The organism is Nitratidesulfovibrio sp. D1 (genome assembly GCF_051133415.1).
In the GTDB taxonomy this organism is placed as follows: Bacteria; Desulfobacterota; Desulfovibrionia; order Desulfovibrionales; family Desulfovibrionaceae; genus Cupidesulfovibrio.
This window is the reverse complement of the sequence record NZ_JBPGNZ010000001.1, coordinates 78,294-102,832: the sequence shown is the minus strand read 5'-3', so window position 1 is coordinate 102,832 and position 24,539 is coordinate 78,294. Positions and strand designations below refer to the sequence as shown.

Genomic DNA, 24,539 nt, shown 5'->3' with positions numbered 1-24,539 from the left:
GGGGCTTCCGGCTGCCAATCATCCAAGGTGTTTTCAAAGGAGTCGCTTCGCATGCGTAGAGTTCTCATCCTGGCCGCGGCCTTCGTCCTTGCCTGGACCACCGTTGCCGCCGCCGCCGACATGAAGATCGCCATCGTCAACATGCAGGCCATCGCCTCCCAGAGCGAAGCCGCGCAGGAAGCCCAGAAGAAGATGAAGGCCACCTTCGGCGCCGAGAAGGACCAGCTGGAAAAGCAGGCCAACGACCTGAAGAAGAAGGCCGAGGACATGAAGGTCCAGTCCGCCGCGCTGTCCGCTGAAGCCAAGGAGGACAAGAAGGTGGAGTTCATCCGCCTGAAGCGCGACCTCGAGGACAAGACCCGCGCCTTCGCCCGCAAGGTGGAAGGCGCCGAAGTGCGCGTGCGCCAGGAGATGGCCGCCCTCATCCTGAAGGCCGCCAAGGAATACGGCGAGAAGAAGGGCTACACCCTGATCCTCGACGGCGCCGCCGCCGGCGTGGTGCATGCCGACAAGACCATCGACGTGACCAAGGAACTGCTGGACGAAGTGAACCGCGTGTACCGCGCGGGCAAGAAGTAGCGGGGGGCCGATGGCCAGACTGCTTTCCGAGTTGGCGGGGCTGCTGGGACTCGAACTGCGCGGCGAGGACCGCGCGATCGAGGGCGTGAACACCCTCGAGGCGGCAGGCCCCGCCGAGGTGAGCTTTCTGGCGAACCCCAAGTACACCCACCTGCTGGCGACCACCCGCGCCGGCGCGGTGATCGTGTCGGCCGAGCATGCGGACGCGGTGCCGTGCGCCCTGGTCAGCGCCAATCCGTACTTCGATTTCGGCCGCACCCTGGCCCTGTTCGCCAAACCGCAGGGCAGCCTTTCGGGCGTGAGCGACATGGCGTTCGTGCACCCCGAGGCGGAACTGGGCGACGGCTGCACCGTCTATCCCTTCGCATTCATCGGTCCCCGTGCGCGCATCGGCGCGGGGACCGTCCTTTTTCCCGGCTGCTACGTGGGCGAGGACTGCCGCGTGGGCTCCGGGTGCCTGCTGTACCCCAACGCGGTGCTGATGGCCGGGACCGGGATCGGCGACGGCTGCATCCTGCACGCGGGCGTGGTGCTGGGCGCCGACGGCTTCGGTTTTGCCCGCACCGAGTTCGGCATCCAGAAGATTCCGCAGGTGGGCTCCGTGCGCCTGGGCAACGACGTGGAGGTGGGGGCCAACACCGCCATCGACCGTTCGGTGCTGGGCGTGACCACTGTGGGCGACGGAACCAAGATCGACAACCTGGTGCAGATCGGCCATAATGTGGAGATGGGGCGCAACTGCCTCATTGTCTCGCAGGTGGGCATTTCCGGCTCCACCAAGGTGGGAGACGACGTGACCATGGCCGGGCAGGTGGGCGTGGCCGGGCACCTTTCCATCGGCAACGGGGTGACCCTGGGTCCCAAGTCGGGCGTGGCCAAGAGCATCCCCGACGGCGAAACCATGGGCGGCGCGCCCGCCGTGGACAAGGCCACCTACATGCGCACCCTGACCGTGATGCCCAAGCTCCCCGACATGTACAAGCGCATCGGCAAGCTCGAAAAGGAGCTTGAGGAACTGAAAAAGCTCGCCGCCAAGGAATGACATGAGCGACCCCGCACGGAACATCCTCGACATCCGCCAGATCCTGGGCCTGTTGCCCCATCGCTACCCCTTCCTGCTGGTGGACAGGGTGACGGAATACGTACCCGGCGAGTACATCAAGGCCTACAAGAACGTGACCATGAACGAGCCGTTCTTCGAGGGGCACTTTCCCGGCGTGCCCGTGATGCCGGGCGTGCTGATCATGGAAGCCCTGGCCCAGGCCGGGGGCATCCTGGTGGTCAAGAGCACCGACACCCCCGTGGAGGACAAGCTGTTCCTGTTCACCGGCATCGAGTCGGTGCGCTTCCGCAAGCCGGTGTACCCCGGCGACAGGCTGGAACTGCACTGCCGCCTGCTGCGCCACAAGCTGAAGCTGTGGAAGATGGAAGGCTTCGCCTACGTGGACGGCAAGCTGGCCGCCGAGGCGGTGATGACCGCCGCCGTGACCAACAGGGAGGACATGTAGTGGCCGCGCAGGTGCATCCTTCCGCGTTCGTGCACGAAAGCGCGCGGCTTGGCGACGGCGTGACGGTCGGCCCCTGCGCCGTCATCGAGGAGGACGTGGTGGTCGGGGCCGGGTCGCGCATCGACGCCTTCGCCTCGGTCAAAAGCCACACCCGCATGGGCGAGCGCAACCACATCCACTCCTATGCCTGCGTGGGTGGCGAGCCGCAGGACCTGAAATTCCACGGCGAAGTCTCCACCCTGGAGATGGGCGACGGCAACACCGTGCGCGAATTCGCCACCCTGCACCGGGGCACCGAGGGCGGCGGCGGGGTGACCCGCATCGGCAGCAACAACCTGCTGATGGCCTACACCCACGTGGCGCACGACTGCGTCCTGGGCAGCGGCATCGTCATGTCCAACGGCGCGACCCTGGCCGGGCACGTGCACGTGGGCGACCATGTGATCCTCAGCGGCCTTTCCGCCGTGCACCAGTTCGTGCGCATCGGCGCGCACGCCTTCGTGGGCGGCATGAGCGGCATCGCCCAGGACCTGCCCCCGTTCATGCTGGCCGTGGGCCACCGCGCCGGGGTGCACAGCCCCAACCTGGTGGGCCTGCGCCGCATGCAGGCCTCGCGCGAGCTCATCGCCGCGCTGAAGAATGCCTACCGGCTGGTCTGGAATTCCGAGGTGCCCCGCAAGGAGGCCCTGGAACAGCTGGAATACGAGCTTGGCAACTACCCCGAAGTTCTTCTATTCGTAGAATTCATTCGCGCCAGCGAGCGCGGCATTCTGCCCGCATCGCAGGGAACGCCCGTATAGCCCGTACGGAATGCACCGCCATTCCGCCGAAGGGGGAAAGCGGGCCATGGCCCCTTTCCCCCTTTGCCGTTCCGGCGGGGCGGCGATGCGGCAGCGGAACGGCGCACGTACGGACACACTCGCACCTCAGACGGTACACACCCGCACGGGAGCAGCATGAGCAACGAATCCATCGGCATCATCGCAGGCAAGGGACAGTTTCCGGCGCTGGTGGCGCGCGGCGCGCGCGCCGAGGGGCTATCCGTGGTCATGTGCGGCTTTCACGGCCACACCGACGAGACGCTGGAACACGAGGCGGACGCCTTCGCCATGCTGCACCTGGGGCAGCTCGGCAAGCTCATCGACTTCTTCCGCGACCACGGCGTGCACCGCCTGTGCCTGGCCGGGGCCATCAGCAAGCCGCGCGCGCTGGACCTGCGGCCCGACCTGCGGGCGGCCAAGGTGCTGTTCCGCCTGCGGGCCAAGGGCGACGACGCCATCCTGCGCGCGGTCATCGACGAACTGGAATCGGAAGGGCTTGCCGTGGTGCAGCCCGCCTCGCTGGTGCCCGGCCTGCGCGCGCCCGAGGGGGTGCTGACCAAGCGCCCGCCCAGCGACGAGGAATGGGCCGACATCCGCTACGGCTGGCCCATCGCCCACGTGCTGGGGCGGCTGGACATCGGCCAGTGCATCGTGGTCAAGCGCGGCATGACGGTGGCCGTGGAGGGCATGGAAGGCACCGACGCCACCCTGCGCCGTGGCGGCGAACTGGGCGGCGAGGGCTGCGTGGCGGTGAAGGTGGTCAAGCCCGGCCAGGACGACCGCATCGATCTTCCGGCCCTTGGCGCGGGCACCATCCGGGTGCTGGCCGACTACGGCTACACCTGCCTGGCGCTGGAAGCGGGCAAGACCCTGTTCTTCGACCGCGAGGAAAGTATCGCCCTGGCCGACAAGCACGACATCGCCATCATTTCCATGCCGGAAGGGTTCATGGCCGGGGACGAGCCGGACGTGACGAACTGAACGCCCGCCGCGGCGAGGCCGCCGGGCATCCCGAGGCCGCGCCGCGCAGTGGACAGACCCCACGCGGGCCGGTTGCCCGCATAGATACATGCCGCCCGAGGGGCTGCTTCTAACTTGGTATTTTCGTTCGTTGGCAAGGAAAACCAGCCTGCCATGAGGGAGTATACTCTTCTCGTATTCGACCGACATGGCAGGCGAAGTTTGACGACGCCAACGGGCGAAAGGACTAGTTAGAAACAGCCCCTGGGGGGCGGCGGAGGATACAGCGATGCGTCTTGCCCAACGCATGGAAGGTGTGCCCCGTTCCTACATCCGCGAAATACTGAAGGTGACGGCGCAACCGGATATCATCTCCTTTGCCGGGGGGCTGCCGCACCCGGCGTCGTTCCCGGTGGACGCGGTGGCCAGCGCGGCCGCCAGCGTGCTGGAAGAGGCCGGGCCGGAAGCCCTGCAATACACCACCACCGAGGGGTTCCCGCCCCTGCGGCAGTGGATCGCCGACCGCTACAAGCGGCAGGGCATCACCGTGTCGGCGGACGACATCCTGATCACCACCGGCTCGCAGCAGGCCCTGGACCTGGTGGCCAAGGCGTGCATCGACCGGGGCGGCAGGGTGGTCATGGAACGGCCCGGCTATCTCGGGGCCATCCAGTGTTTCGCCGTGTTCGGGCCGGACTTCGTCACCGTGCCCCTGACTCCGCACGGAGTGGACACGGACGGGCTGCGCCGGGCGGCCGAGGGCGCGCAGGTGTTCTACGCCGTGCCCAGCTTCCAGAACCCCTCGGGCATCACCTACGACGATGCAACCCGCCGCGAGGTGGCCGAGATCATGGCCGACACCGGCTGCCTGCTGGTGGAGGACAACCCCTACGGCGAACTGCGCTTCATGGGGCAGCACCTGCCGCCGGTGCGCGCGTACATGCAGGCCCCCTCGGTGCTGCTGGGCTCGTTCTCCAAGGTGGTGTCGCCGGGCTTGCGCCTGGGCTGGGTGTGCGCCCCGCAGGACGTGCTGAACCCCATGATCACCGCCAAGCAGGCCAGCGACCTGCATACCCCCGGCTTCACCCAGCGCATCCTGCACCGTTATCTTATGGACAACGACGTGGACACGCACATCGCCTCCATCCGCGCCCGCTACGGCGCCCAGCGCGATGTCATGGTGCAGGCCATCCGCCGGCACTTTCCGGAAGAAGTGTCCTGCACCGAGCCGGAAGGCGGCATGTTCCTGTGGTGCACGTTGCCCGAGGGCCTTTCGGCAGAAGCGCTGTTCCACAAGGCCATCGAGCGCAAGGTGGCCTTCGTGCCGGGGCGGCCGTTCTACGTGGACGACACCGACGACACCTTCCGCCTGAACTTCTCCAACTCCAGCCCGGAACTGATCGACGAGGGCATCGCGCGCCTCGGGCAGTGCCTGCGCGAATACCTGGGAGGCTGCCAAGGCGGTTGCCGGAGCAGCGCGGCGTAAAGGTTGCCGCTGGCAACCTTGCGTCCGCCAGCCTATGACGCCATGACGATGGGGCGCTCCACCATGACGGTGGGGCGCCCCTTTTCCGTGCTGCGTTAGGCGACAGCCTCTAGGCCGGGAAGAACTTGCCCGTACACGACGTGACGTCCACGGCGATGACGGCGGTCATCTTCAGCATGTTGGGCGGGTAGCCTTTGCCGGTGTGCTGCGGGGTGTACTTGGCCACAATGGCGTCAAGCACGCGGGTCACGGTGGCGGTGTCCTGCACGACCGACGCCCGGCCCCGGATGATCACGCTTTCGTAGGCGGTGTTGGTGTCGCAGGGCAGGTCGGGGTGGTGGATGAGCGAGAGCATCTTGTCCACCTCGAACCCGACCATGGGGTCGCGCTTGATGTTGTGCAGCTTTTCGCCCGCAGCCAGGCCGTGGATGTAGACGGTGCCGTCCATGACCGCGAAGTGGGCCGGCGTGACGTACGGGCAGCCGTCGGCGCCGTTGGTGGCCAGCCTGCCCACAAGTTCCGTGTCCAGCAGGTGGGCGATCTGTTCCGGCGAGAGGGGGTGGTCTTTCATTCTTGCCTGCATGGGAACCTCCGGGTAGATGTTTGCTGTCCCCATGCTTAGTGCAACTGTAGCCGGTATGAATAGGGACAGTTCGATTTTCTGGTAGCGGACAGCCTCCGGGCAGTAATGGTCGGCCAAGGCCCGCCCGCACCGGCTGCCTTTCGTGCCGACATCCGGCAACACCGCCACCGTACCGCCGGGAGTGTTCCATGCTGCATCTGGATGCCGCCGCCGATGCGCCGCTCTACCAGCAGATTTACGACCAGTTGAAGCAGGATATCCTTTCCGGCGCGTTGCCGCAGGGCATGCGTCTGCCGTCCATCCGTGCCTTGGCCCGCGATCTGCGCGCGGGAAGGAACACGGTGGAAAACGCCTACGCCCAACTGGTGCTGGAAGGGTACGTGTCGGTGCTGCCGCGCTCCGGGTACCGGGTGAACGTGATCCAGCGCGACCTGCATGTGGCGGAAAGCCCCGCGCCGCACGGATGCGGAAAAGCAGGACGCCAGGACGCGCCAGCCGCGCGGCGCCCGCCGGACTATGACTTCCACTACGGCAACCTGGATGCCGCCACCTTTCCCTACGCCGTCTGGCGCAAGCTGCTGTTCGCGGTCATGGAGGAGGCGCGGACCGGGCGCATCGCCTCCGACGGCATGCACGTGTACGGCGATGCCCACGGCGACCTGCATCTGCGGGCCGAACTGGCGGCCTACCTGTACCGTAGCCGGGGCGTCCGCTGTACCGAGGACCAGGTGGTCATGTGCAGCGGCCTGCAACCGTCGATCATGGCGGTGACGCGCCTGCTGCACCCCCAGCACGGGCAGGTGGCCCCGGCACCGCCAGTGCCCCCGTTCGCCCCGTTTGCCAAGTTCGCCCCGTTCGCTCAGGTCGCGCTGGAAGACCCCGCCTACAACGGGGCCAGGCGGGCCTACGAGTGCTTCGGCTTTCGCACCATCCCCATCCCCGTCAACGGGGATGGCATCGACGTGGCGGCGCTGCGGGCGTCGTCCGCGCGGGTGGTGCACATTGCCCCGTCGCACCAGTTTCCCACCGGCGCGGTGATGCCCATCTGCCGCCGCATGGAAATCCTCAACTGGGCCACGGAACATGGGGCGTGGATCGTGGAGGACGACTACGACAGCGAACTGCGCTACGACGGCAGGCCCATCCCGTCGTTGCAGTCCATCGACCGGCATGGCCGGGTCATCTACACGGGCACCTTTTCCAAGACCCTGTCGCCCGGCATGCGCATGTCGTACATGGTGCTGCCGGAGCAACTGGCGGAAAGGTTCCGCACGGTATTCGCGGGGTTCCAGTGCACGGTGCCCTGGCTGGAGCAGGCCGTGCTGGCCCGCTTCATGGCCGAAGGGCACTGGGAACGGCATCTGCGGCGCATCTGCCTGGCCAAGAAGCGCAAGCACGACGTTTTCGTGGGCACGGCCAACCGCCTGATGGGCGACGGGGTGCGCATCCACGGGCACAACGCGGGGCTGCACCTGCTGCTGGAGGTGCCCGGCGGGCCGGGCGAGGCCGCGCTGGTGGAGCGGGCGGCGGCGCACGGGGTGCGGGTGTATCCGGCATCGCCGTTCTGGGCGGATGCGCGGCGGTACCCGGGCAACTGCCTGTTCATCGGGTACGGCATGCTGTCCGAGGCGGACATCGCGGCGGCCCTGGAACGTTTGCGGCAGGGGTGGTTTCCGGCCACCGCGGTGCGGGGTTGACGCGGCGTCCGCCGTTCGTAAGATGCGGAGGCGACTCCCGGATTTTTCCGGGGTGGCGGCATCCCGCCCGGCGGGCCGGTGCCACCCACGATTACGCAAAGGAGGGCACATGCCCCATACCGAACATGTGCAACAGATATGGCGCAACGTGGATGCCGTGCGGCGCCAGGCGCCCCTGGTGCACAGCATCACCAACTTCGTGGTCATGAACGTCACCGCCAACGCGCTGCTGGCCGCCGGGGCCTCGCCCATCATGGCCCACGCCCGCGAGGAGATGGCGGAACTGGTGAACATGGTCTCCGCGCTGGTGCTGAACATCGGCACCCTGAGCGCGCCGTGGATCGACAGCATGTTCCTGGCCGGGGCCGCCGCGCGCGAGCGGGGCATCCCCGTGGTGCTCGACCCGGTGGGCGCGGGCGCGTCCACCCTGCGCACCACCACCGCCGCGCAGCTCATGGAGCGGGTGCGCCCGGTCATCGTGCGCGGCAACGGCTCGGAAATCATGGCCCTGGCCGGTGCGGCGGGGGCCACGCGCGGGGTGGATTCCACCCGCGACGCGCACGCCGCCGCCGATTCGGCGCGGGCCCTGTCGCGCCGCCACCGCTGCGTCACCGTGGTCAGCGGCCCGGTGGACCTGGTCACCGACGGCGACGAGGTGGTGCTGGTCACCGGCGGGCACGAACTGATGCCCCGCGTCACCGGCATGGGGTGCGTGGCCACGGTGCTGGTGGCCGCCCACGCCGCCGTGGCCGCCAGCCCGCTGGAAGGCGCGGTGAGCGGCATGGCCGCCATGTCCGCCGCCGGGGGCATGGCGGCGGAGCGCGCCGCCGGGCCGGGCAGCTTCGCCATGCATTTCATGGACGCGCTGTACACCCTGTCGGAGCAGGACGTCCGGGCCCGCGTGCGGGTGAGCCGCCCGTGAGCGGGCTCCGCCGCGACGCGGACTACGGGGTGTACCTGGTCACCGACCGCGCGCTGTGCCGGGGCCGCGCCCTGCCGGACGTGGTCATGGCGGCCGTGGCGGGCGGCGTCACGGTGGTGCAGTTGCGCGAAAAGCACGCGGACACGCGCGAGTTCGTGGAACTGGCCCGCGCGTTGAAGGCGCTGCTGGCCCCGCGCGGTGTGCCCCTGCTGATCAACGACCGGGTGGACGTGGCCCTGGCCTGCGGCGCGGACGGCGTGCACGTGGGGCAGGGCGACATGCACCCCGCCGACGTGCGGGCCCTGCTGGGCCAGGCGGCCCTCATCGGCCTGTCCGTGGAGACCATGGAGCAGGCGCGCGAGGCGGAAACGCTGGACGTGGACTATCTGGGAGTGAGCCCGGTGTTCGCCACCCCCACCAAGGCGGACACCGCGTTGCCGTGGGGGCTGGACGGCCTTGCCCGGCTGCGCGCGGCCACGGGGCGCACGCTGGTGGCCATCGGCGGCATCGGCGCGGCCAACGCGGCCTCGGTGCTGGCGGCCGGGGCCGACGGACTGGCCGTGGTCTCGGCCGTGTGCGCGGCCGACGATCCCCGGCGGGCGGCGGCGGAACTGCGCGGCGCGGTGCGGGCGGTCAGGGGATGGTAGGGACGGTAGGGATGGTAGGGATGGCGGGCTGGCGGACGGGTGCCGCCCCCGGCGATGGAAGACCGGACGGGTCAACGGATCGGCTGGATTGGACCGGACGGGCATCGACGACCGGAACAACGAAGGAGGAGCCATGCGCATTGCCGTGGCGGCGGACGGGCCCCGGCCCGACAGCAACGTGGAGCCGGTGTTCGGCCGGGCGGAATGGTTCGTGGTGACCGATACGGAGACCGAGGGCGTCATCGCCGTGCGCAACGCGCACCGCGACGACCGTGAGGATGCCGGGCGCTCGGTGGCGCAACTGTTGTCCGCCGCGCGGGCCACGGTGGTGCTGTGCGGCGAGTGCGGCCCCAAGGCGCGGCTGGCCCTGGCCGATGCGGGCATCGAAGTGCTGGCGGCCAGCAGCGGGCTGGTCAGCGAGGCGGTGGCCCGCTACCGGGAACTTGTCGGCAACGTGCCCCGGCAGTAGGCGGGGTCATCCGGGCGGCGTCCGCCCGGACAGCCTACGAGAACACGAACTGCTCGGTCTCCACGCCGCCGGTGTCCACCCCGAAGGCGCGCAGTTCGGCCAGCACGTGCTGCTGCATGGGGCCGGGACCGCACAGGTAGAACGAGGCCGTGGCCGACTGCACGTGGCGGGCCAGCATGTCGCGCGAGAGGTGCCCCTTTTCGAAGAACACGGCGGGCAGTTCCGGGTCGGCGTAATGGTGCGGGCTGGTCTCGCGCGTGAGCACGTGCACCACGGTCAGGTCCAGCCGCCGGGTCATGGCTTCCAGTTCTCCGGCGGCAAAGGCGTCGCCGTAGGTCTTGTTGGACCAGAACAGCACCACCCGGTTGGTGGCTCCGGTCTGGTCGAAGCTGCGCAGCACGCTGAGAAACGGCGTGATGCCCACCCCGCCCGCGATGAGCACGATCTGCTCCTGCCGTTCGATGTCGCGGCAGAACACCCCGTAGGGTCCGGCACAGCGCACCTCGTCGCCGTCGCGCAGGCCGGGCACCAGTTCCGACGTGAAGCGCCCCTTGCCCCGGATGGTCAGCCGCACGGTATCGCCGGGCGCGGCGGCGATGGTGAAGGGGTGGGCCTCGCTCCAGCCGTCCTCCTCCATCACCCGCAGGGTGGCGAACTGCCCGGGGCGGAACGTGCGGAAACGCTCATCGTCGCCCGTGTCGATATACACGGAGGTGGTGTTGTCGTTCTCGCGCACGGTGCGCACGATGCGGGCCTTGCGGGTGCGGGAATCGTCGCTCATGTGTCGCTCCTTGGGCGGTCGGCCCCGGCGGATGCGCCGATGCCGTCGGCCCATGCCGGGCCGGACCGTAGTTTCGCCCATGGCGGCGGGCATGACAAGCGGGGCGTGTCCGGTGCGGCGTAAATATCACCGCCGGACGCCGTGGCCGCGCGTTGCGGGCAGGCGGCGCGCCGTCTCAGCGCCCGCGCAGCCCCAGCGTCTTCATGCGCGATTGCAGGGTGGTGGGTGGAATGCCCAGCAGTTCCGCCGCGCCGCCGGGGCCATGCACGCGGCCCCCGGCCGTGGACAGGGCGCGTTCGATGTTGGCCCGCTGCAATTCCCGCCAGCGCGCTTCGGGGATGATGGCCGCGGCGTCCGGCTCCCCGGTTTCCACGCCCGCGCCGGTGGCGTCGGGTCCGCCCCGGCCCAGTCCGGCACGGCCCTGTCCGGCCCTGTCCTGTCCGGCTCCCCCCGCATGGCCGGGCGCGCCGGACGCGGATGCCGCCGGGCCGGTCACGGGCGCGGGAGCCTGCCAGCCTTCGGCCTGCCATCCGGTCCCCGGCCTGCCGGGCGCGCCGCCATCCGGCGGCAGGTCCAGCACCAGCCGCCCCCCTTCGGCCATGATCACCCCGCGCTCGATGACGTTCTGCAACTCGCGCACGTTGCCCGGCCACGGGTAGGATTGCAGTTCGGCCATCTGGCGGTGCGAGACGCGCGGTTCCGGCAGGTTCAGGCGGCGGCACGAGGCGCGCACGAAATGCCGGGCCAGCAGGGGGATGTCCTCGCGCCGGGCGCGCAGGGGCGGCAGGGCCACCGGGAACACGCTGAGCCGGAAGAACAGGTCCTGCCGGAAGCGGCCGTGCTCCACGTCGGCCCGCAGGTCGCGGTTGGTGGCGGCGATGATGCGCACGTCCACGCTGCGGCTGCGTTCCTCGCCCACCCGCTCGAACACGCCCTCTTGCAGCACGCGCAGCAGCTTGCCCTGCAATTCCAGGGGAATTTCGCCCACTTCGTCCAGGAACAGGGTGCCCCCGTCGGCCAGTTGAAAGCGCCCCACGCGGTCGCGCAGGGCGCCGGTGAACGCGCCCTTGACGTGGCCGAAGAATTCGCTTTCGAACAGCTCGCGCGGGATGGCCGAGCAGTTCACCCGCACCAGCGGCGCGGCGGCGCGCTGGCTGCGGTCGTGGATGGCCTGGGCCACCAGTTCCTTGCCGGTGCCCGATTCCCCCAGCAGCAGCACCGTGGCGTCGGTGGGGGCCACCATGTCCACCTGCTCCAGGGCGCGGCGCAGCGGGGGGCTGTCGCCCACGATGGCGTGCGGCGCGCGGGCGCGGCGCACCTCGCCGCGCAGGTGTTCGTTCTCCAGTTCCAGGGCGCGGCGCAGGTGCTGGATTTCCTCGAAGGAACGGGCGTTGACCACGGCGGCGGACAGGGAATCCGCGAATATCTTGTGCATCTTGCGGTGCAGCAGCATCAGGTCGGCCAGCACGCCGCGCATGGGCCGGTCGTAGAACACGGCCATGACCCCGATCAGGTCGCCCTTGAACTGCAACGGATAGGCGGCGTAGGCATGGATGGACTCGTCCACGGCCCAGGCCGGGCGGGTCCATTCCTCGGGCGATGCCGCCCACGCGGGCTCGCCGCGCGCGGCCACCTGGCCCACCAGCGGTTCGGTCAGCGGCACCATGGCGTAGGAGCCCTCGGCGTGGCGCCAGCCGCGCACCGGGGTCACGGTGTGCCCGGCCACGGTCATCAGGCGCAGGACATGGTCGCCCTCGCCGTCTCTACCGGATGCGGGACCGGACGCGGCCCCGGCGGCCGGGGGCGGCGCGTCCACGAACCAGATGCACCCGCACATGACGTGGGTGCCCCGGTTGACGCGGTGGGTCAGTTCCAGAAGCCCCTCCACGGTGCGTTCCTGGGCCACGTTGAGCATCATGTCCAGGAACGGGCTGATGTCGAACTGCTGGAGCACCGAGTGGGCCAGGGCGGGTTCCGGGCGGACCGGGAAGCGGGGGGAGGCCGGAGCGTCGGCGGACATGGGAAAACCTCTGGAATGGGGGGATGGGGGCCTGTGGGAATGCTCCTACGATATATCGTTACGAAATTTCGTCAACAACGAAATTTCGTAACAGCCATGGCGGGCATGGAGCGCGGCAAACCCTTGTCCGCCGTGGTTCCGGGGGGTTGTCACCGGTCTGGCACGGGTTGTGCTTTAGTACGTCACGAAAGACGGTGCTGCCGTTCTTTTCGGTGCCGAGTCCGTGCGTTCCCTCGCGCCCGGACTTATGATTCAGTCGCTTCATTCCGACAAAACCCCGGTGTTCCCCTCACCGGGGTTTTGGCATTTTCCGAGCAGTGGCGGAATTGCGGGGCACGCGGCCGGCGCGCGCGGGTATTTGCCTCCGGTGGCAATTGGCGTATGAGAAAGTCGAGTGGGCGATTTCATATCCTGTATTCCATCCGGGGGTGAACGTGGCGCAGGCAATGGGGCCGGGAATGCCGGGCGGTTGCGGCCGCGACGTGCAGGAGGCCGCCGAGGAGGCGGTGGCGCGGCGGTTCCGGCTTTCGGGCGCTGCGCATCCGCTGCTGGCGCTGCTCAGGCGCAGGGCGGTGGAAGCGCTGGTGCGGTCCCTGCGCGAAGGGGCCACCTGCGAACTGCCCGCCCCGCGCATGCCGCTGCCGCCCGAGGTGAGCCACGAGGCCAACACCGGCCTGGTTCCCGGCGATCTTGACGGGCTGGCCGAACACGCCCGCCTGCCCGCCCTGCCGCAGGTGTTCCTGGAGTTGCAGCACGCCATGGAGCGCGAGGAGCCCTCGTACGAGGAGTTGGCGGCCATCATCTCCAAGGACCCCCGCCTTGCCGCCTCGCTGCTGCGGCTGGTCAACGGGCCGCTGTTCGGCTTTCGCGCGCCGGTGGAAACGGTAAGCCGCGCCGTGGCGGCGGCGGGCACGCGCCGGGTGACCTCTCTGGCCCTGGGCACCTTCGTGCTGGGGCTGTTCCGCGAACGGCCGCCCCACGTGGTCAACCTGCACGATTTCTGGCTGCATTCGGTGGCCACGGCGCTCACGGCGCGCGCCCTGGCCACGCGGCTGGGGCGCGACGACCCGGAGCGCTATTTCGTGGCCGGGCTGCTGCACGACATGGGCTGGCTGGCCATCTGCGCCGTGTGGCCCGCCGGGGCGGAACGGGTGCTGGACCGCTGCCTTGACCAGGGGCTGTCGCTGACCGAGGCGGAACGGGCGGAATTGGGCCTGACCCACGGCGAACTGGGCGCGGCCCTGCTGCGCCGCTGGAACCTGCCCCCCGTGCTGCTGGATGCGGTGTGCCATCATCATGCCCCGTCCGAGGCCCCGGCCAGCGACGAGGCGTTGCTGGTGCACCTGGCCGACGAGGCGGTGAAGGCCTTCGGCATCGGCGGCACCGGCGACGACTGCGTGCAGCCGCTGGACGGCGACGCCGTGGACGCGGGGTTCATTTCGGCGCACGACCTGGACGCCGCCTGCGAGGTATTGCTGGATGGGGTGGACGAGATGTACGCGGTGCTAGGGGCGGGAAGCGGCGTCACGCATCGGTGAACACGGCGCTGACGGCCATGGGGCCCTCGACGGCCAGTTCCATGTCCGGGCCGTCGCGCCGGGCGCCGTCCACCTCCCAGTGCGAAAACCGTTTCCCGGCGGGCGGCATGGCGTGCAGGCGCACGGTCTGACCCATGAAATAGCGCCCCGTGTACTCGGTGTAGTCAGCCATGCCGTCGATGCGCACCGGGCAGGGCGAACTGACGCGCACGGCGGACCATGCGGGCGCGCCGAGGTCGCGCACGGTTTCTTCCATGACCTGCACGGGACGGGCCGCAAGCATCGCCGCGGCCAGATCCTGGTCGAACATCTCACGCCCCAGTTGCCGTTCCATCGCCACATACGGGGCAATCATGCGTTCCAGCTCGGAAGGATGCAGCGTGTGGTTCAGGGCATCGGCCATGTACCGCAGGAACCAGGTCCTGAATTCGGCCGCTTCCTTCCACAGGCGCAGGAACAGGCGCATGCGCACCGCCTTGGCCTCGTCCATGGCGAATTTCCAGCCGGGCCGCTTTTCCAGCGGCGCGGTGGGCGACAGGTGCTGGAAAGCCTGGTCCAGATCCCACGCGATGTTCATCCAGACCGGGTCGGGCTGCGCCCTGTCGAGCAGGAAGGCCCCCTGGTCCCAGTCGTTGGCTCCCAGATACATCGAACCGAAGATGATCGCGCACATGCTGCGCAGGTCCATCCGGCGTTCCACCTGCTGCATGGTGAGCGGCGCGGGCATCAGCCGGGCCCACAGGTACAGCTCGCGCAATGCGGCGAATTCCTTGCGGTCGTTGCTCTTGCGGATGTTGTAGAGCAGAAAGTCGTTGTGGCCGAGCTTGCGGCGCCAGCCATTGACGCTGATGTGCTCGCACAGCAGCGAAATACCCATTTCCTTGCCGTTGATCAGATAAATGGCGGGCACGAAGTGCGGAACCTGCGCCCCCAGCCTGGCCATGACGTCGAAGCCCAGCATGCAGACGAAGCCGGGACGGGGCATTTTTTCCTTGCGCAGGACGATGCGCTTCAGGCTGCCCTCGACGCCGGGAAAGAACGTGTCCGCGGGGATGGGGGACTGGCCGTACGAGTTCCGGAAGTACAGGCGGAAGGCTATGCCGTCCTTGCGCGACCCGCCGCCGTGGATGCGCAGGCCCGCGCCGGTGGCGAGCCGCTCCTGCCCGTCCTTGTAGAAGACCATGGAAGACAGGCGCTCCCAGGCGATGCCCCGCTCTTCCGGATTGGCGACGATGCCGATTTCCGGGTCGGAAAGGTTCTCCTCGTCCGTGCGGATGGCCACCACCGGCCAGCCGCTGGCGATGAGGGCGGGGGATATGTCGCCGCGCGCCTCGCCGAGCAGCCGTTCGACCTGATCGCGGTGCTCGGGCGATACGGCGTGCACGTCGGGCAGGCCCAGTTCGGTGAGCAGTTGCCGCTTTCTGGGGGAACCCAGCGAGTCCTTGCTGGTGGCGATGTCCAGCGATACGGCGCGGTACTGCCGGAGGGCGGGGGAACGTTCCAGCAGCAGGCCCGCGCAGAGCAGGGCCGCCAGAAACAGCGCCGCCGCCCACAACGGAATGTGGGGAGCGTGGGGAACGCGGGAGATGCGGTCCGCGCCGGAGTGTGACCCCGGGGCGGGCGGCTGGGCGCTACCGGGCCGCGTGGTCGAAATAGACATTGATTTCCGCGTGGGGGGCAAGCCCGCCGGCCAGCGTGGTCAGGCGCTGCACCAGGGTTTCGTCGGAGCGGGCGAAGGTGGCGACGATGGTGCGCCGCTCGCCGTCGCCGGAAATGCTGGCCACGGTCAGTTCCGGCAGGCTTTCGCGCAGGGCGGGCAGGATGGCCGCGTCGGCCTCGCGCTCTGAGGCCGGGTAGGCGATGACCGCCGTGCCGCTGCGCCGCGCTACCCGGTTGCGGCGGAAGCGGTGCACCAGCACCAGCCCCGCGGTGATCACGCCCAGGAACAGGGCCAGGATGACGATGTTCAGGGTGGCGCAGCAGATGGCGGTGGCGATGTTCACCATGATGAAGCCCACCTCTTCCGGTTCCTTGATGGGGGTACGGAAGCGGATGATGGACAGCGCGCCGAGCAGGCCCAGGGACAGCGGCAGCGAGAACTGCACGCAGATGAAGATGGCGGTGATGGACGGCCCCAGCAGCAGGAAGCTGCGGTGGACCAGGCTGCCCGTGCCCCGGTTTTCGTAGAAGCGGGAGTACAGCAGCGCGGTGTACTGCGAGGTGAGCAGGGAGATCAGCAGGGCCAGCAGGAAGGTGCCCGCACCGATGTTCGCCGCCTGCTTGGAGCCGAAGCCGGTCACGGCGACCAGTGCCTGGTAGGAACTGCCGAGAACGTCGAAAAGTGATTCAACCATGGGGATGACGGCCTTGTCTGGGGGTGAGGTGTTCGAAGGTCGGGTGTTCGGGGTCTTGCGGGCGGCGGGAAAGGCGTCAGGCGCGGCTGCGAGGCGGCGCCGCCGGGGCGAAGCATGTGTAGCCGCCCGGCATCCCCGTGGAACAGAACAGCATGTCGTGGCATGCGAGGTACTTGGAAAACGTTTCCCGCCGGAAGTGGAAGGTGCTTGCGGCCTGGAGCGGGCGCGGCATCTCGCGCAGGCCGCCCTTCACCTCCAGCACGGCCACCGGCAGGGGGGTGGGGTTGTGCCGGGGGATGAAGGCCGGGTTGGCCCTGGGCACGTGGATGCCCGCGTCCACGGCGATGCGCGCCCCGCTGGCCGGGTCGATGAAGCGGTGGCGGGTGTAGCGCAGGATGAACATGGGAAAGATGGGCCGGGGAAACGGAATGCCCGCCTCGGCCAGGTGTTCCGGCAGGCGGTGCAGTTCGGGGGCGGTCAGCGGAGTGTTCCACAGGGTGGCGCCGTCCATGGGCAGCAGCACGCGGGCCTTGTCGCGGGCCGCGCCTTCCTTGCGCTTGGCCTCGATGAACACGGCGCGCCCCATTTCCGTTCCCGCCACGGCGCCGTACCAGCGGCAGCGGATCTTGGTCTTCAGGTAGTCGCTGTTGCGCTTTTCTTCCAGCAGGTCCAGGTCCGGCGTGTCGTAGTACAGCGAAAAGACGTCCGCCGCGGGAAATTCGGGGTCGGGGCGGCACACGGCGCGCAGCAGGTCCACGACCGCGCGGGCGAACGCCGGAGCGAAGGTGTATTTTATCTCGTTGCTCACGCTGGGGCCGCCACGGATGCGAGTAGGGTGATCATGCCGGAGCAAGGCGCCGTTCCCGCGCTGGCAGGGGCGGCATGCGGGCCGGAAGGCCGGAGCGGTTCCGGGCCGTGACGCACCCGTGTTACGGGATATCGTGCGGAAAGTCCATTGCGCCACGCGGCGCGGAGATGCGCCGCATCCCGTGCGCGGCGTGGCGACGCAAGGCGCGCCTTCGGGAGATTCATGCGCCCTGTTGCGTCACTGCATGCGGCGCGAAAGACAGCGATGCGATGTGTTGCAGCAGCCGTTCGTTGTCGCTTTGGCGGCGGACCTGCATTCTTATGTGGCCGGGGGGCATGCCGGGTATGTTGTCGCAGGCCCGGACGAGCATGCCGAGCCGCAGCAGTTCTTGGCGCACCATTTCCGACGTGACGCCGTTCCGCAGCAGTTCGTCGTGCAGGCGGCAGGTCACGAAGCTGGGTCCCGCGTCGGTGGCGCGGGGATCGAACAGTTGCGCCGCGCGCAGGCCGCGGAGCAGGGCGGCGCGGTCGGCGCGCAGGTCGGCAAGGTGCGCCCGGTAGTCCGGCAGGGCGCGCAGGAAGCGCCTGCCCATGGCCTCTGCGAAGGGGGAGACCATCCACGGCGGGCGCTGCGCTTGCAAGCGGTCCAGCAGGGCCTGCGGACCGGTCAGGTAGCCCAGGCGTATCCCGGTGCAATGGAAGAACTTGGTGAAGCTGTGCAGGCAGAGCAGGATGCCGTCCGCCAGGCGGGGCGGGCAGGCCGGGGCGAGGGCGCTGTGATGGTGGGCGGCATGCTCCGGCGTGCCCCACAGGAAGTCGCGGTAGGTCAGGTCGGCCAGCACGGTGCGGAAACCGGCCCGGAACAGGGCGGCCACCAGGGCGGGCAGGTCGGGCGCGGTGACCGGGCAGGGATTGCCCGGCGAGCACAGCACCGCCATCTCGCCGTCCGCATCGGCCCGGAAACCCGGCGGGGGCGGGTCCAGCGCGCGCAGGGGGGTGGTGTGCAGCACCCGCCACGGTATGGCGTGGGCCTCGCAGGCGCGGGCGTACTCGGAAAAGGTGGGGCCCAGCAGGGTGACCCGGCCGGGCCGCAACAGGCGCAGGACCAGCCAGATCAGCTCGGACGAGCCGTTGCCCGCCATGATCTCGCCGGGGGCGAGGTGTTCGTGGGCGGCCAGTTCCTCGCGCAGGGCGGTGCTGGCGCTGTCCGGGTAGTGCTCGAAGGGGTGGGGCTGCGCGGCCACCAGGGTGCGGGTCAGTTCCAGCACGTGGGCGAAGCCGTTGCTGCTGCAATCCAGGATGCGTTCCGGGTCCACTCCCAATTCGCGCGCCACGCGGTAGACGTCGCCGCCGTGCGCGCCCTGGCCCGGCGTGCTGTTGGCGGGCGCGGCGTGGGGAGCAGGGCCGGGATCAGGCATCGGACAATCCCCTGCGGTGCAGCAGCGTGCGGTACAACGTCTCGAAGCGGGTGACGCGCGCGTCCGTGGAGAACTCCGGCGCAAGGGCGCGGCTGGCCTCGGCCCAGGTGGCGCGCAGGGCCGCGTCGCCGGTCACGGTGATCAGCGCACCGGCCAGGGCGGGCACGTCGCCGGGCGGGACCAGCAGGCCGTTGCCCCGCACCAGTTCGGGCACGCCGCCCACCTGCGAGGCGACCACCGGCAGCCCGGAGCAGATGGCCTCCAGCAAGGTGTTGGGCATGGACTCGGACAGCGAGGGCAGCACGAAGGCGTCGAGCAGTTGCAGGTAGTCGGCCACGCAGTTGCTGTGCTCCACCAGCCGGACGCGGCGGGCGATGCCCAGTTCCGCGCACAGCGGCTGCCACCGTTCGGGAGTGACCCCCACGACGATCAGGTGCGGGCCACCGTCGGCATTCGTGCCGCCGCCCTGACCGCAGGCCAGGGCAAAGGCCCGCAGCAGAGGGGCCACGCCCTTTACCTCCTTGTCACCGGCCACGCACCCCAGCAGCGTGGAACGTGGGGGCAGGTCCAGTTCCGCGCGCACGGCGTCCACCCCGCGCCGGGGCGCCAGCCGGTCGGCGGGGATGCCGTTGTGGATGACCGCAAGGCGCCGCTCGCCCACGCCCATGCCGCGCAGCACCTTGGCGCAGGCGTGCGAGTTGGCCACGAAGGCGTCCAGCCCCGGCGACCAGTAGGTCAGCGGGTTGCCGGGGCGGTAGACCACCCCCCGGTAGCCCACGCAGACCACGCCGCGCCGCCGCCAGAACAGCCCGTGCCAGGCAAGGCGCTTCACCGCCTTGTTGTGGAATGCCTGCACGATGCAGGAGCCCTGGCCGGGCGCGGGCATGGCCGCTTCCAGCGCGGCCTTCCACCGGCCGGGGGACGCGGGCAGGTCGGCCCAGGGCACGGAGTCCGACAGGGTGCGCAGGGTGGAGCCGCGCGGGGTGAAGAAGGTGACCTGATGGCCGCGTCCGGCCAGCCCTTCGGCCAGGTACAGGGCTTGGCGCGCGCCGCCGCTGCGGGTGGACGAGGAGGTGACGAGGAGGATGCGCATTTACGTGCGTGCGGCGTGTTGTTGCAGCAGACGGTGGTACAGGGCGCGGGTGCGGCCGGCCATGGCCTGGATGGAGAAGTGCGCGCGCAGCCGGGCCGGGTCGGGCCGGGGGGCGGCCAGCGCGGCGGCCAGTTCGCGCGCGGGGTCGCAGTCTTCGGTGATGAAGCGGAACCCGTCGTACCACTGGGCCATTTCTTCCAGCGTGTCGGTGCGGATGGCCACGATGGGCATGCCGAACGAGGCCGCCTCCAGCACTGCGCCGGGCATGCCTTCGTATGCCGGGGGCGAGGTGAAGATGAACGCGTCGAAGATGTTGTAGTAGTCGCCGGGGCGCGGGGTTTCACCGGGGCAGAACACCTTGTCACCGATGCCGAGGGCGGCGGCCTCGCGCCGCAACCCCTCGGCCTGGCGCTGCTCGCCCCCCACGATGACGAAGACCATGTCCGGATGGCTGGCTACGGCCCTGGCCGCCATGGTCAGGATCATCCCGATGCGCTTGGGCCCGGCGATGCGCCCCACGTAGCCGATGACCCCGGCCCCCGGCGCGATGCCGAGTTCCGCGCGCAGGTCCGCCGCGCTTCGGCGCGGGGCCAGCGCGGCGAAGTCCACCCCGTTGTGGAGCAATTCGAACTTCGGCGCGGCAAGCGGCATCTGCGCCGCGAAGTAGTTCATGCTCTCGCGCGAGACGTGCAGCACCCTGGTGGACAGAAAGCGGTGGATGAGCATTTCCTCCACCCGCTGCTTGGCGCGGTGCACGGGGGCGTTTTCGTACCAGTGGTTGGTGATGGTGTGGATCTGCCCGATGCGGATGGGCGTGCCCGCCAGCGCCCCGGCCAGCGCCCCGGTGACGTTGCCGGAAAAGGAATGGCCGTGCAGCACCGACGCGCCGTGGCCGCGCAGCATCCGCGCCAGCCGGGCGATGCCCGTGGGGCTCCACTTGGTGGGGATGGGCAGGTGGTGCACCCGCACGCCCCTGTCCGCCAGTTCCGGCGCGAAGATGCCCGGTGTGCGGTAGGTGACCACGTGCACCTCGAACTCGTCGAGCAGCAGGGGCAGGATGGCCCGCATGCGCGAGGCGATGCCGCCGTAGTGCAGGCTGTTGGTGAGGCGGAAGACGACGGGGCGCTTGTGCATGGGCGGCGTGGGGCGTGAAGGGTTGGTCGGTTGCGGACGCGTGTCAGGCCGGACAATTGATCAGGCAGGACAGCCAATCAGGCCGAACAGGTGATCAGGCCAGACAGCCACGCTTCCAGTTCGCGGGCCTTGCTGTCAAGTTCGCAGTGGGTGGCGCAGGCCCGGCGCGCGGCGTGCTTCATCTCCACCAGGTCCTTGTCCGGCAGGGTCAGCGCCTTGCGCAGCATGTCCGCGAATTCGGCCGGACCGGCGGCATAGGGCAGCAGCCAGGGCTCCAGTTCGGGCGTGTACACCTCGCGCACCCCGCCCACGTCGCGGGCCACGGGCAGCAGCCCCTGGGCCAGCGCCTCCTGCAGGGTGTTGGGCAGCCCTTCGCTGAGCGAGGCCAACAGGAACACGTCGGCCCGCTCCAGCAGTTCCGGCACCCTGGTGGTGAAGCCGTGCCAGCGGATGCGTTCCGCGATACCCAGCGAGGCGGCAAGCTCCTTCAGGTACGCTTCGTGCGAGCCGGTGCCCGCCACGTCCAGTTCGAAGGGCAGGTCCAGGCTGGCCAGGGCGCGCAGCAGGGTTTCGTGCCCCTTGTCGGGGTTCAGCTGCTGCGTGGCCACCAGCCGCCGGGGCGTGGACGCGGACAGCGGCCCGGTGGCCACCCGCTTGGCCGTGAGCACCACGTGCACGTCGTCGGCCCGCAGGTAGGGCAGGCTGGTCAGGAAGCCGTCGGCTATGTACTGGCAGGAACAAAGAAATTTCGGGGCGATCCAGGCGTGCAGCAGGCGCGTCTTGAGGCGGTGGGGGATGTCGCCGGGCAGGCCGATCTGCTGCACCACGGGGATGTTCAGCAGGCGGGCGGCAGCCCCGGCGGTGGCCAGGTCCTTGCCGATGTTGATGATCACCACGTCGGTGCGGTGCTCCGTGAACCGGCGGCGGAACCACGCGATGGTGGCGGGGTTGAGGTCGAAGCCGAAGCTGGCGGCCTCTCCGTGCCCCACGCGGCGTCTGGCCTGGTCCACAAAGGCCTGTTGGCGGCCGTAGACGCGCACGTCATGCCCGTAGGAGGAAAGGCGCTCGGCGAAATCGAGGATCCAGGTCTTCACTCCGCCCCATTTGCGGGTGCTGTTGACGAAGGCGATGTTCATGCGGCGTCCGGGGGAGTATTGGGGGGAGTGTTAGGGGGAGCGCTGGCGCGCGGCTCGGCGCGCGCGGTGAGGGTGTTTTCGGCGTTGAGCACGGCGCCGATCATTACGCCCAGGTGGCCCATGGACACGGCCATCCACCACGAGCGCAGAAAGTCGTGCGCGAACAGCGCCTCCACCAGATAGCACAGCCATCCGGCCAGGAAGAAGGCGGCCATGGTCCACATGTCGTACGGCGCGCCGGAACGCGGGAGGTTGCGGTATATCCGCCGCAGCCCCCAGATCAGCATGCCGAACAGGAAGACCATGGCGACGGCGAAGCCCAGCGCGCCGGTATCCACCAGAAACTGGATGTATACCGAATGCGGGTGCTGGATGCGGGGCGAGTTGATGACCGGTTGCAGCCCCAGCGCCTTGAAGGCCGGGCCGAACATGCCCATGCCCCAACCGGTCAGCGGGCGTTCCTGGATGACCTGCCAGGCCATGCGCCACAGTTCGATGCGCCCGTCGCGCATGGCCGTTTCCAGGGTGATGCGCTGCGGGCCGAACAGCACGGCCAAGATGCCGAGACACGCGGGCGCCAGCAGGTACACGGGTTTCGGCCGGGTGAACAGGCACCACAGCAAGAACAGCGCGGCGGCCACGCCAAGGTAGCCGCTCCTGGCCTGGGCGAAGACCCATAGGTAGGTGCCCGGCGCGAGGATCAGCGCGGTGGTGACGGCCCTGCGCCACGCGGACCGGGTCCGGGGCAGCATGGCCCACAGGCCGAAGGCCGGCACCAGCACGAGCGCCATGTAATCGCCCACGCGGTAGGTGGACATGGAGCCGGTGAGGCGTTTGGCGATGATGGCGGTGCCGTGGATGAGGTCGTGGCCAGTGAGGTGCTGGTAGATGCCGTCCAGCCCTTCGTAGAAGCTCACCACCACGAAGGCCCAGACCAAGCGGCGCATGTCGCGCATGTCCCGCGCGCATTCCATGGCCACGAAGGGCAGGGCGAACCCCTTCCAGGCGTTGGGCAGCACGTAGACCAGGCTCTGGCGCGGGTCCAGCGAGATGGCCGTCTTCACGCAGATGAGCCCGTAGAAGAGCACGAACAGCCACTTGAGCGGGAAGCGGCGCAGGGCGGACTGCCGGTAGCCCCAGTAGTGGTAGGGCAGCAGGACCGCCAGGCACAGGATGGGCCCGGTTTCGCGGAATGCCTGCCCCAGCGGAAAGGTGGCGATGGACAGCCAGAACAGCCAGAACAGCAGGGTGCGCGCCCATTCCGCCTTTTGCGGGTCCGGGGCGGCGCGAAAGGTGTCCAGGGCGGCGGCCATGCGGGCCGTGACGGCGTGACGGTGGATGTCGGTCATGCGGCAAACTATATCCCACCCCGTGAGCCGCGGGAAGGTGCTTCTGCGGACGGGACGGATGGTACGCGCGGGAAGGTGAAGGTCAACGCGCGGCCCCCGCGAGGTTCCCGGCCAGCAGATCGGTGTAGATGGCGTGCAGGGCAACGGCGTAGCGGTCCATGGTGTGCGGGGCGGACAGGCGGCGCGCCGCGTCGGACAGCCGCTGGCGCAGGGCGTCGTCGCGCAGGATGGCGAGCAGCTTGTCCGCGATGTCGGCGGGTTCGGTTTCGCACACCAGCGATGCCTCGCCGGCCAGTTCCAGCATGGGCACATGGCGGGACACCACGCACGGCAGCCCGCAGTACATGGCCTCCAACTGGGCGATGAGGAACCCCTCGAACTGCGAGGGCATGGCGAACACGTCGGCCGCCTTGTAGAAGGCCGCCACGTCCGGACGGAATCCCGTCAGCGCCACATGGTCACGCAGGCCCAGTTCGTCGCGCAGGGCTTCCAGGCGGGGGCGCTCCGCCCCTTCGCCCACCAGGGCCAGCGATGCGGGCACGCCCGCGTCGCGCACCATGCGGATGGCCCGGATGAGCAGGTCGAAATTCTTCTGCCGCACGTAGCGGCCCACCGCCACCACCACCGGGCCGCTCAGGCCGAAGGCGGCGCGCAGGTCCAGCGGGGGCACGTCAAAGCGGCCCGCGTCGATGGCGTTGTACAGCACCTTCACCGGGCGGCCCGCCAGATTGTGGTCGGTGGCGACCACCTCGGCCACGGCCTTGGACACCGCGAGGTACAGCGTGGTGGCGTAGGACAGCAGCTTGTCGGAAAGCCTGCGGTGCAGACGCTTCTCGTGCTTGGTGTTGCGCAGGTGGGTGACCACCGGGATGCCCAGGCCCAGCGCGGCGATGCGCCCCAGGTGGTTGGCGCTGAAGTGCACGGTGTGGATGATGTCCGGGGAGAATTCGCGCAGCATGGCGCGCAGGCGCAGCGAGGTGTCCAGCCGGTGCGAGGCGATGCTGCGGATGTGCGAGCCCACGCAGTGCACATCGATGCCCGCGGCCTGGTATTCCGGCAGCATCTGCCCCGTGCCCGAAAGGTTGAAGACGCGCGGCGTGACCAGGCCGTTGGCGCGGTAGGCCAGGGACAGGTCGAACAGCCATTTTTCGATGCCGCCGAAGGGCAGCCCGCCGACGAGATAGGCGATCTTCATCCTGAGGGTTCCGGCTGATGGTTGCGGGAACATTGCCGCATG

The 24,539-nt window shown here is 69.3% G+C and carries 23 protein-coding genes; 11 read left to right on the top strand and 12 right to left on the bottom strand.

The window, feature by feature from the left end:
- The first annotated feature begins 51 nt into the window (after positions 1-51).
- The 6 genes from ACR4XJ_RS00435 to ACR4XJ_RS00410 all read left to right on the top strand — a co-directional run bounded on the left by ACR4XJ_RS00435 (position 52) and on the right by ACR4XJ_RS00410 (position 5,354).
- On the top strand, positions 52-579 hold the full coding sequence (locus ACR4XJ_RS00435) for an OmpH family outer membrane protein (RefSeq protein WP_333504782.1): 528 nt from the start codon (positions 52-54) through the stop codon (positions 577-579).
- Positions 580-589: 10 nt separating this feature from the next.
- Positions 590-1,621, top strand: a complete 1,032-nt coding sequence (lpxD, locus tag ACR4XJ_RS00430) for a UDP-3-O-(3-hydroxymyristoyl)glucosamine N-acyltransferase (protein ID WP_434753353.1) — start codon at positions 590-592, stop codon at positions 1,619-1,621.
- A 1-nt stretch (position 1,622) separates the two neighbouring features.
- Positions 1,623-2,087, top strand: a complete 465-nt coding sequence (gene fabZ / locus ACR4XJ_RS00425; protein WP_333504780.1) for a 3-hydroxyacyl-ACP dehydratase FabZ — start codon at positions 1,623-1,625, stop codon at positions 2,085-2,087.
- The gene (lpxA, locus tag ACR4XJ_RS00420; RefSeq protein ID WP_434753352.1) at positions 2,087-2,887 is read left to right on the top strand and encodes an acyl-ACP--UDP-N-acetylglucosamine O-acyltransferase; all 801 of its coding nucleotides are present in this window, start codon (positions 2,087-2,089) and stop codon (positions 2,885-2,887) included. Before fabZ ends, lpxA begins: the two co-directional genes overlap by 1 nt.
- A 156-nt stretch (positions 2,888-3,043) precedes the next feature.
- On the top strand, positions 3,044-3,889 hold the full coding sequence (locus ACR4XJ_RS00415) for an LpxI family protein (protein WP_434753351.1): 846 nt from the start codon (positions 3,044-3,046) through the stop codon (positions 3,887-3,889).
- Positions 3,890-4,157: 268 nt separating this feature from the next.
- Entirely contained in the window at positions 4,158-5,354 is a 1,197-nt protein-coding gene (locus ACR4XJ_RS00410; RefSeq protein WP_434753350.1) for a PLP-dependent aminotransferase family protein, read from the top strand.
- A gap of 109 nt (positions 5,355-5,463) precedes the next feature.
- Here the strand turns inward: ACR4XJ_RS00410 and ACR4XJ_RS00405 are convergent, their stop codons facing one another.
- The gene (locus ACR4XJ_RS00405) at positions 5,464-5,937 is read right to left on the bottom strand and encodes a pyridoxamine 5'-phosphate oxidase family protein (RefSeq protein ID WP_434753349.1); all 474 of its coding nucleotides are present in this window, start codon (positions 5,935-5,937) and stop codon (positions 5,464-5,466) included.
- 188 nt (positions 5,938-6,125) lie between these two features.
- Here ACR4XJ_RS00405 and ACR4XJ_RS00400 point away from each other — a divergent pair, with 188 nt between their 5' ends.
- The 4 genes from ACR4XJ_RS00400 (at position 6,126) to ACR4XJ_RS00385 (ending at position 9,672) form a co-directional block, all read left to right on the top strand.
- Positions 6,126-7,634, top strand: a complete 1,509-nt coding sequence (locus ACR4XJ_RS00400) for a PLP-dependent aminotransferase family protein (protein ID WP_434753348.1) — start codon at positions 6,126-6,128, stop codon at positions 7,632-7,634.
- Between the two features lie 109 nt (positions 7,635-7,743).
- Positions 7,744-8,556 (top strand): hydroxyethylthiazole kinase, encoded by an 813-nt coding sequence (gene thiM / locus ACR4XJ_RS00395; protein WP_434753347.1) that lies wholly within the window; start codon positions 7,744-7,746, stop codon positions 8,554-8,556.
- Positions 8,553-9,203, top strand: a complete 651-nt coding sequence (gene thiE / locus ACR4XJ_RS00390; RefSeq protein WP_434753346.1) for a thiamine phosphate synthase — start codon at positions 8,553-8,555, stop codon at positions 9,201-9,203. Before thiM ends, thiE begins: the two co-directional genes overlap by 4 nt.
- 133 nt (positions 9,204-9,336) lie before the next feature.
- A complete protein-coding gene (locus ACR4XJ_RS00385; RefSeq protein ID WP_434753345.1) occupies positions 9,337-9,672 on the top strand; it encodes a NifB/NifX family molybdenum-iron cluster-binding protein in 336 nt (111 codons plus the stop codon).
- Between the two features lie 34 nt (positions 9,673-9,706).
- Here ACR4XJ_RS00385 and ACR4XJ_RS00380 read toward each other — a convergent pair whose 3' ends face one another.
- On the bottom strand, positions 9,707-10,453 hold the full coding sequence (locus ACR4XJ_RS00380; RefSeq protein ID WP_434753344.1) for an FAD/NAD-binding family oxidoreductase: 747 nt from the start codon (positions 10,451-10,453) through the stop codon (positions 9,707-9,709).
- Positions 10,454-10,628: 175 nt separating this feature from the next.
- Positions 10,629-12,473, bottom strand: coding sequence for a sigma 54-interacting transcriptional regulator (locus tag ACR4XJ_RS00375; protein ID WP_434753343.1), 1,845 nt, complete (start codon positions 12,471-12,473; stop codon positions 10,629-10,631).
- Positions 12,474-12,907: 434 nt separating this feature from the next.
- Between ACR4XJ_RS00375 and ACR4XJ_RS00370 the strand changes: the two genes are divergently transcribed.
- On the top strand, positions 12,908-14,011 hold the full coding sequence (locus ACR4XJ_RS00370) for an HDOD domain-containing protein (RefSeq protein ID WP_434753342.1): 1,104 nt from the start codon (positions 12,908-12,910) through the stop codon (positions 14,009-14,011).
- On the opposite strand, the gene ACR4XJ_RS00365 is transcribed toward ACR4XJ_RS00370, so the two are convergent.
- The 9 genes from ACR4XJ_RS00365 to ACR4XJ_RS00325 all read right to left on the bottom strand — a co-directional run bounded on the left by ACR4XJ_RS00365 (position 13,998) and on the right by ACR4XJ_RS00325 (position 24,497).
- Positions 13,998-15,671 carry a CotH kinase family protein gene (locus ACR4XJ_RS00365; protein ID WP_434753341.1) on the bottom strand — a complete coding sequence of 558 codons (1,674 nt, stop codon included), beginning with the start codon at positions 15,669-15,671 and terminating at the stop codon, positions 13,998-14,000. The two genes, ACR4XJ_RS00370 and ACR4XJ_RS00365, sit on opposite strands and share 14 nt — an antisense overlap.
- Positions 15,643-16,365: a DUF4956 domain-containing protein gene (locus ACR4XJ_RS00360; protein WP_434753340.1), complete on the bottom strand. Its 723-nt coding sequence runs from the start codon at positions 16,363-16,365 to the stop codon at positions 15,643-15,645. Before ACR4XJ_RS00360 ends, ACR4XJ_RS00365 begins: the two co-directional genes overlap by 29 nt.
- 76 nt (positions 16,366-16,441) lie before the next feature.
- Complete coding sequence (locus ACR4XJ_RS00355) at positions 16,442-17,173, bottom strand: VTC domain-containing protein (RefSeq protein ID WP_434753339.1); 732 nt, start codon at positions 17,171-17,173, stop codon at positions 16,442-16,444.
- Between the two features lie 220 nt (positions 17,174-17,393).
- Entirely contained in the window at positions 17,394-18,590 is a 1,197-nt protein-coding gene (locus ACR4XJ_RS00350) for an aminotransferase class I/II-fold pyridoxal phosphate-dependent enzyme (RefSeq protein ID WP_434753338.1), read from the bottom strand.
- Complete coding sequence (locus tag ACR4XJ_RS00345) at positions 18,583-19,683, bottom strand: glycosyltransferase family 4 protein (RefSeq protein ID WP_434753337.1); 1,101 nt, start codon at positions 19,681-19,683, stop codon at positions 18,583-18,585. Before ACR4XJ_RS00345 ends, ACR4XJ_RS00350 begins: the two co-directional genes overlap by 8 nt.
- Positions 19,684-20,817 (bottom strand): glycosyltransferase, encoded by a 1,134-nt coding sequence (locus ACR4XJ_RS00340; RefSeq protein ID WP_434753336.1) that lies wholly within the window; start codon positions 20,815-20,817, stop codon positions 19,684-19,686.
- A gap of 77 nt (positions 20,818-20,894) precedes the next feature.
- A complete protein-coding gene (locus ACR4XJ_RS00335; protein WP_434753335.1) occupies positions 20,895-21,953 on the bottom strand; it encodes a glycosyltransferase in 1,059 nt (352 codons plus the stop codon).
- Complete coding sequence (locus ACR4XJ_RS00330; protein ID WP_434753334.1) at positions 21,950-23,302, bottom strand: O-antigen ligase family protein; 1,353 nt, start codon at positions 23,300-23,302, stop codon at positions 21,950-21,952. Before ACR4XJ_RS00330 ends, ACR4XJ_RS00335 begins: the two co-directional genes overlap by 4 nt.
- Positions 23,303-23,384: 82 nt before the next feature.
- A complete protein-coding gene (locus tag ACR4XJ_RS00325; protein ID WP_434753333.1) occupies positions 23,385-24,497 on the bottom strand; it encodes a glycosyltransferase in 1,113 nt (370 codons plus the stop codon).
- Positions 24,498-24,539: the final 42 nt, after the last annotated feature.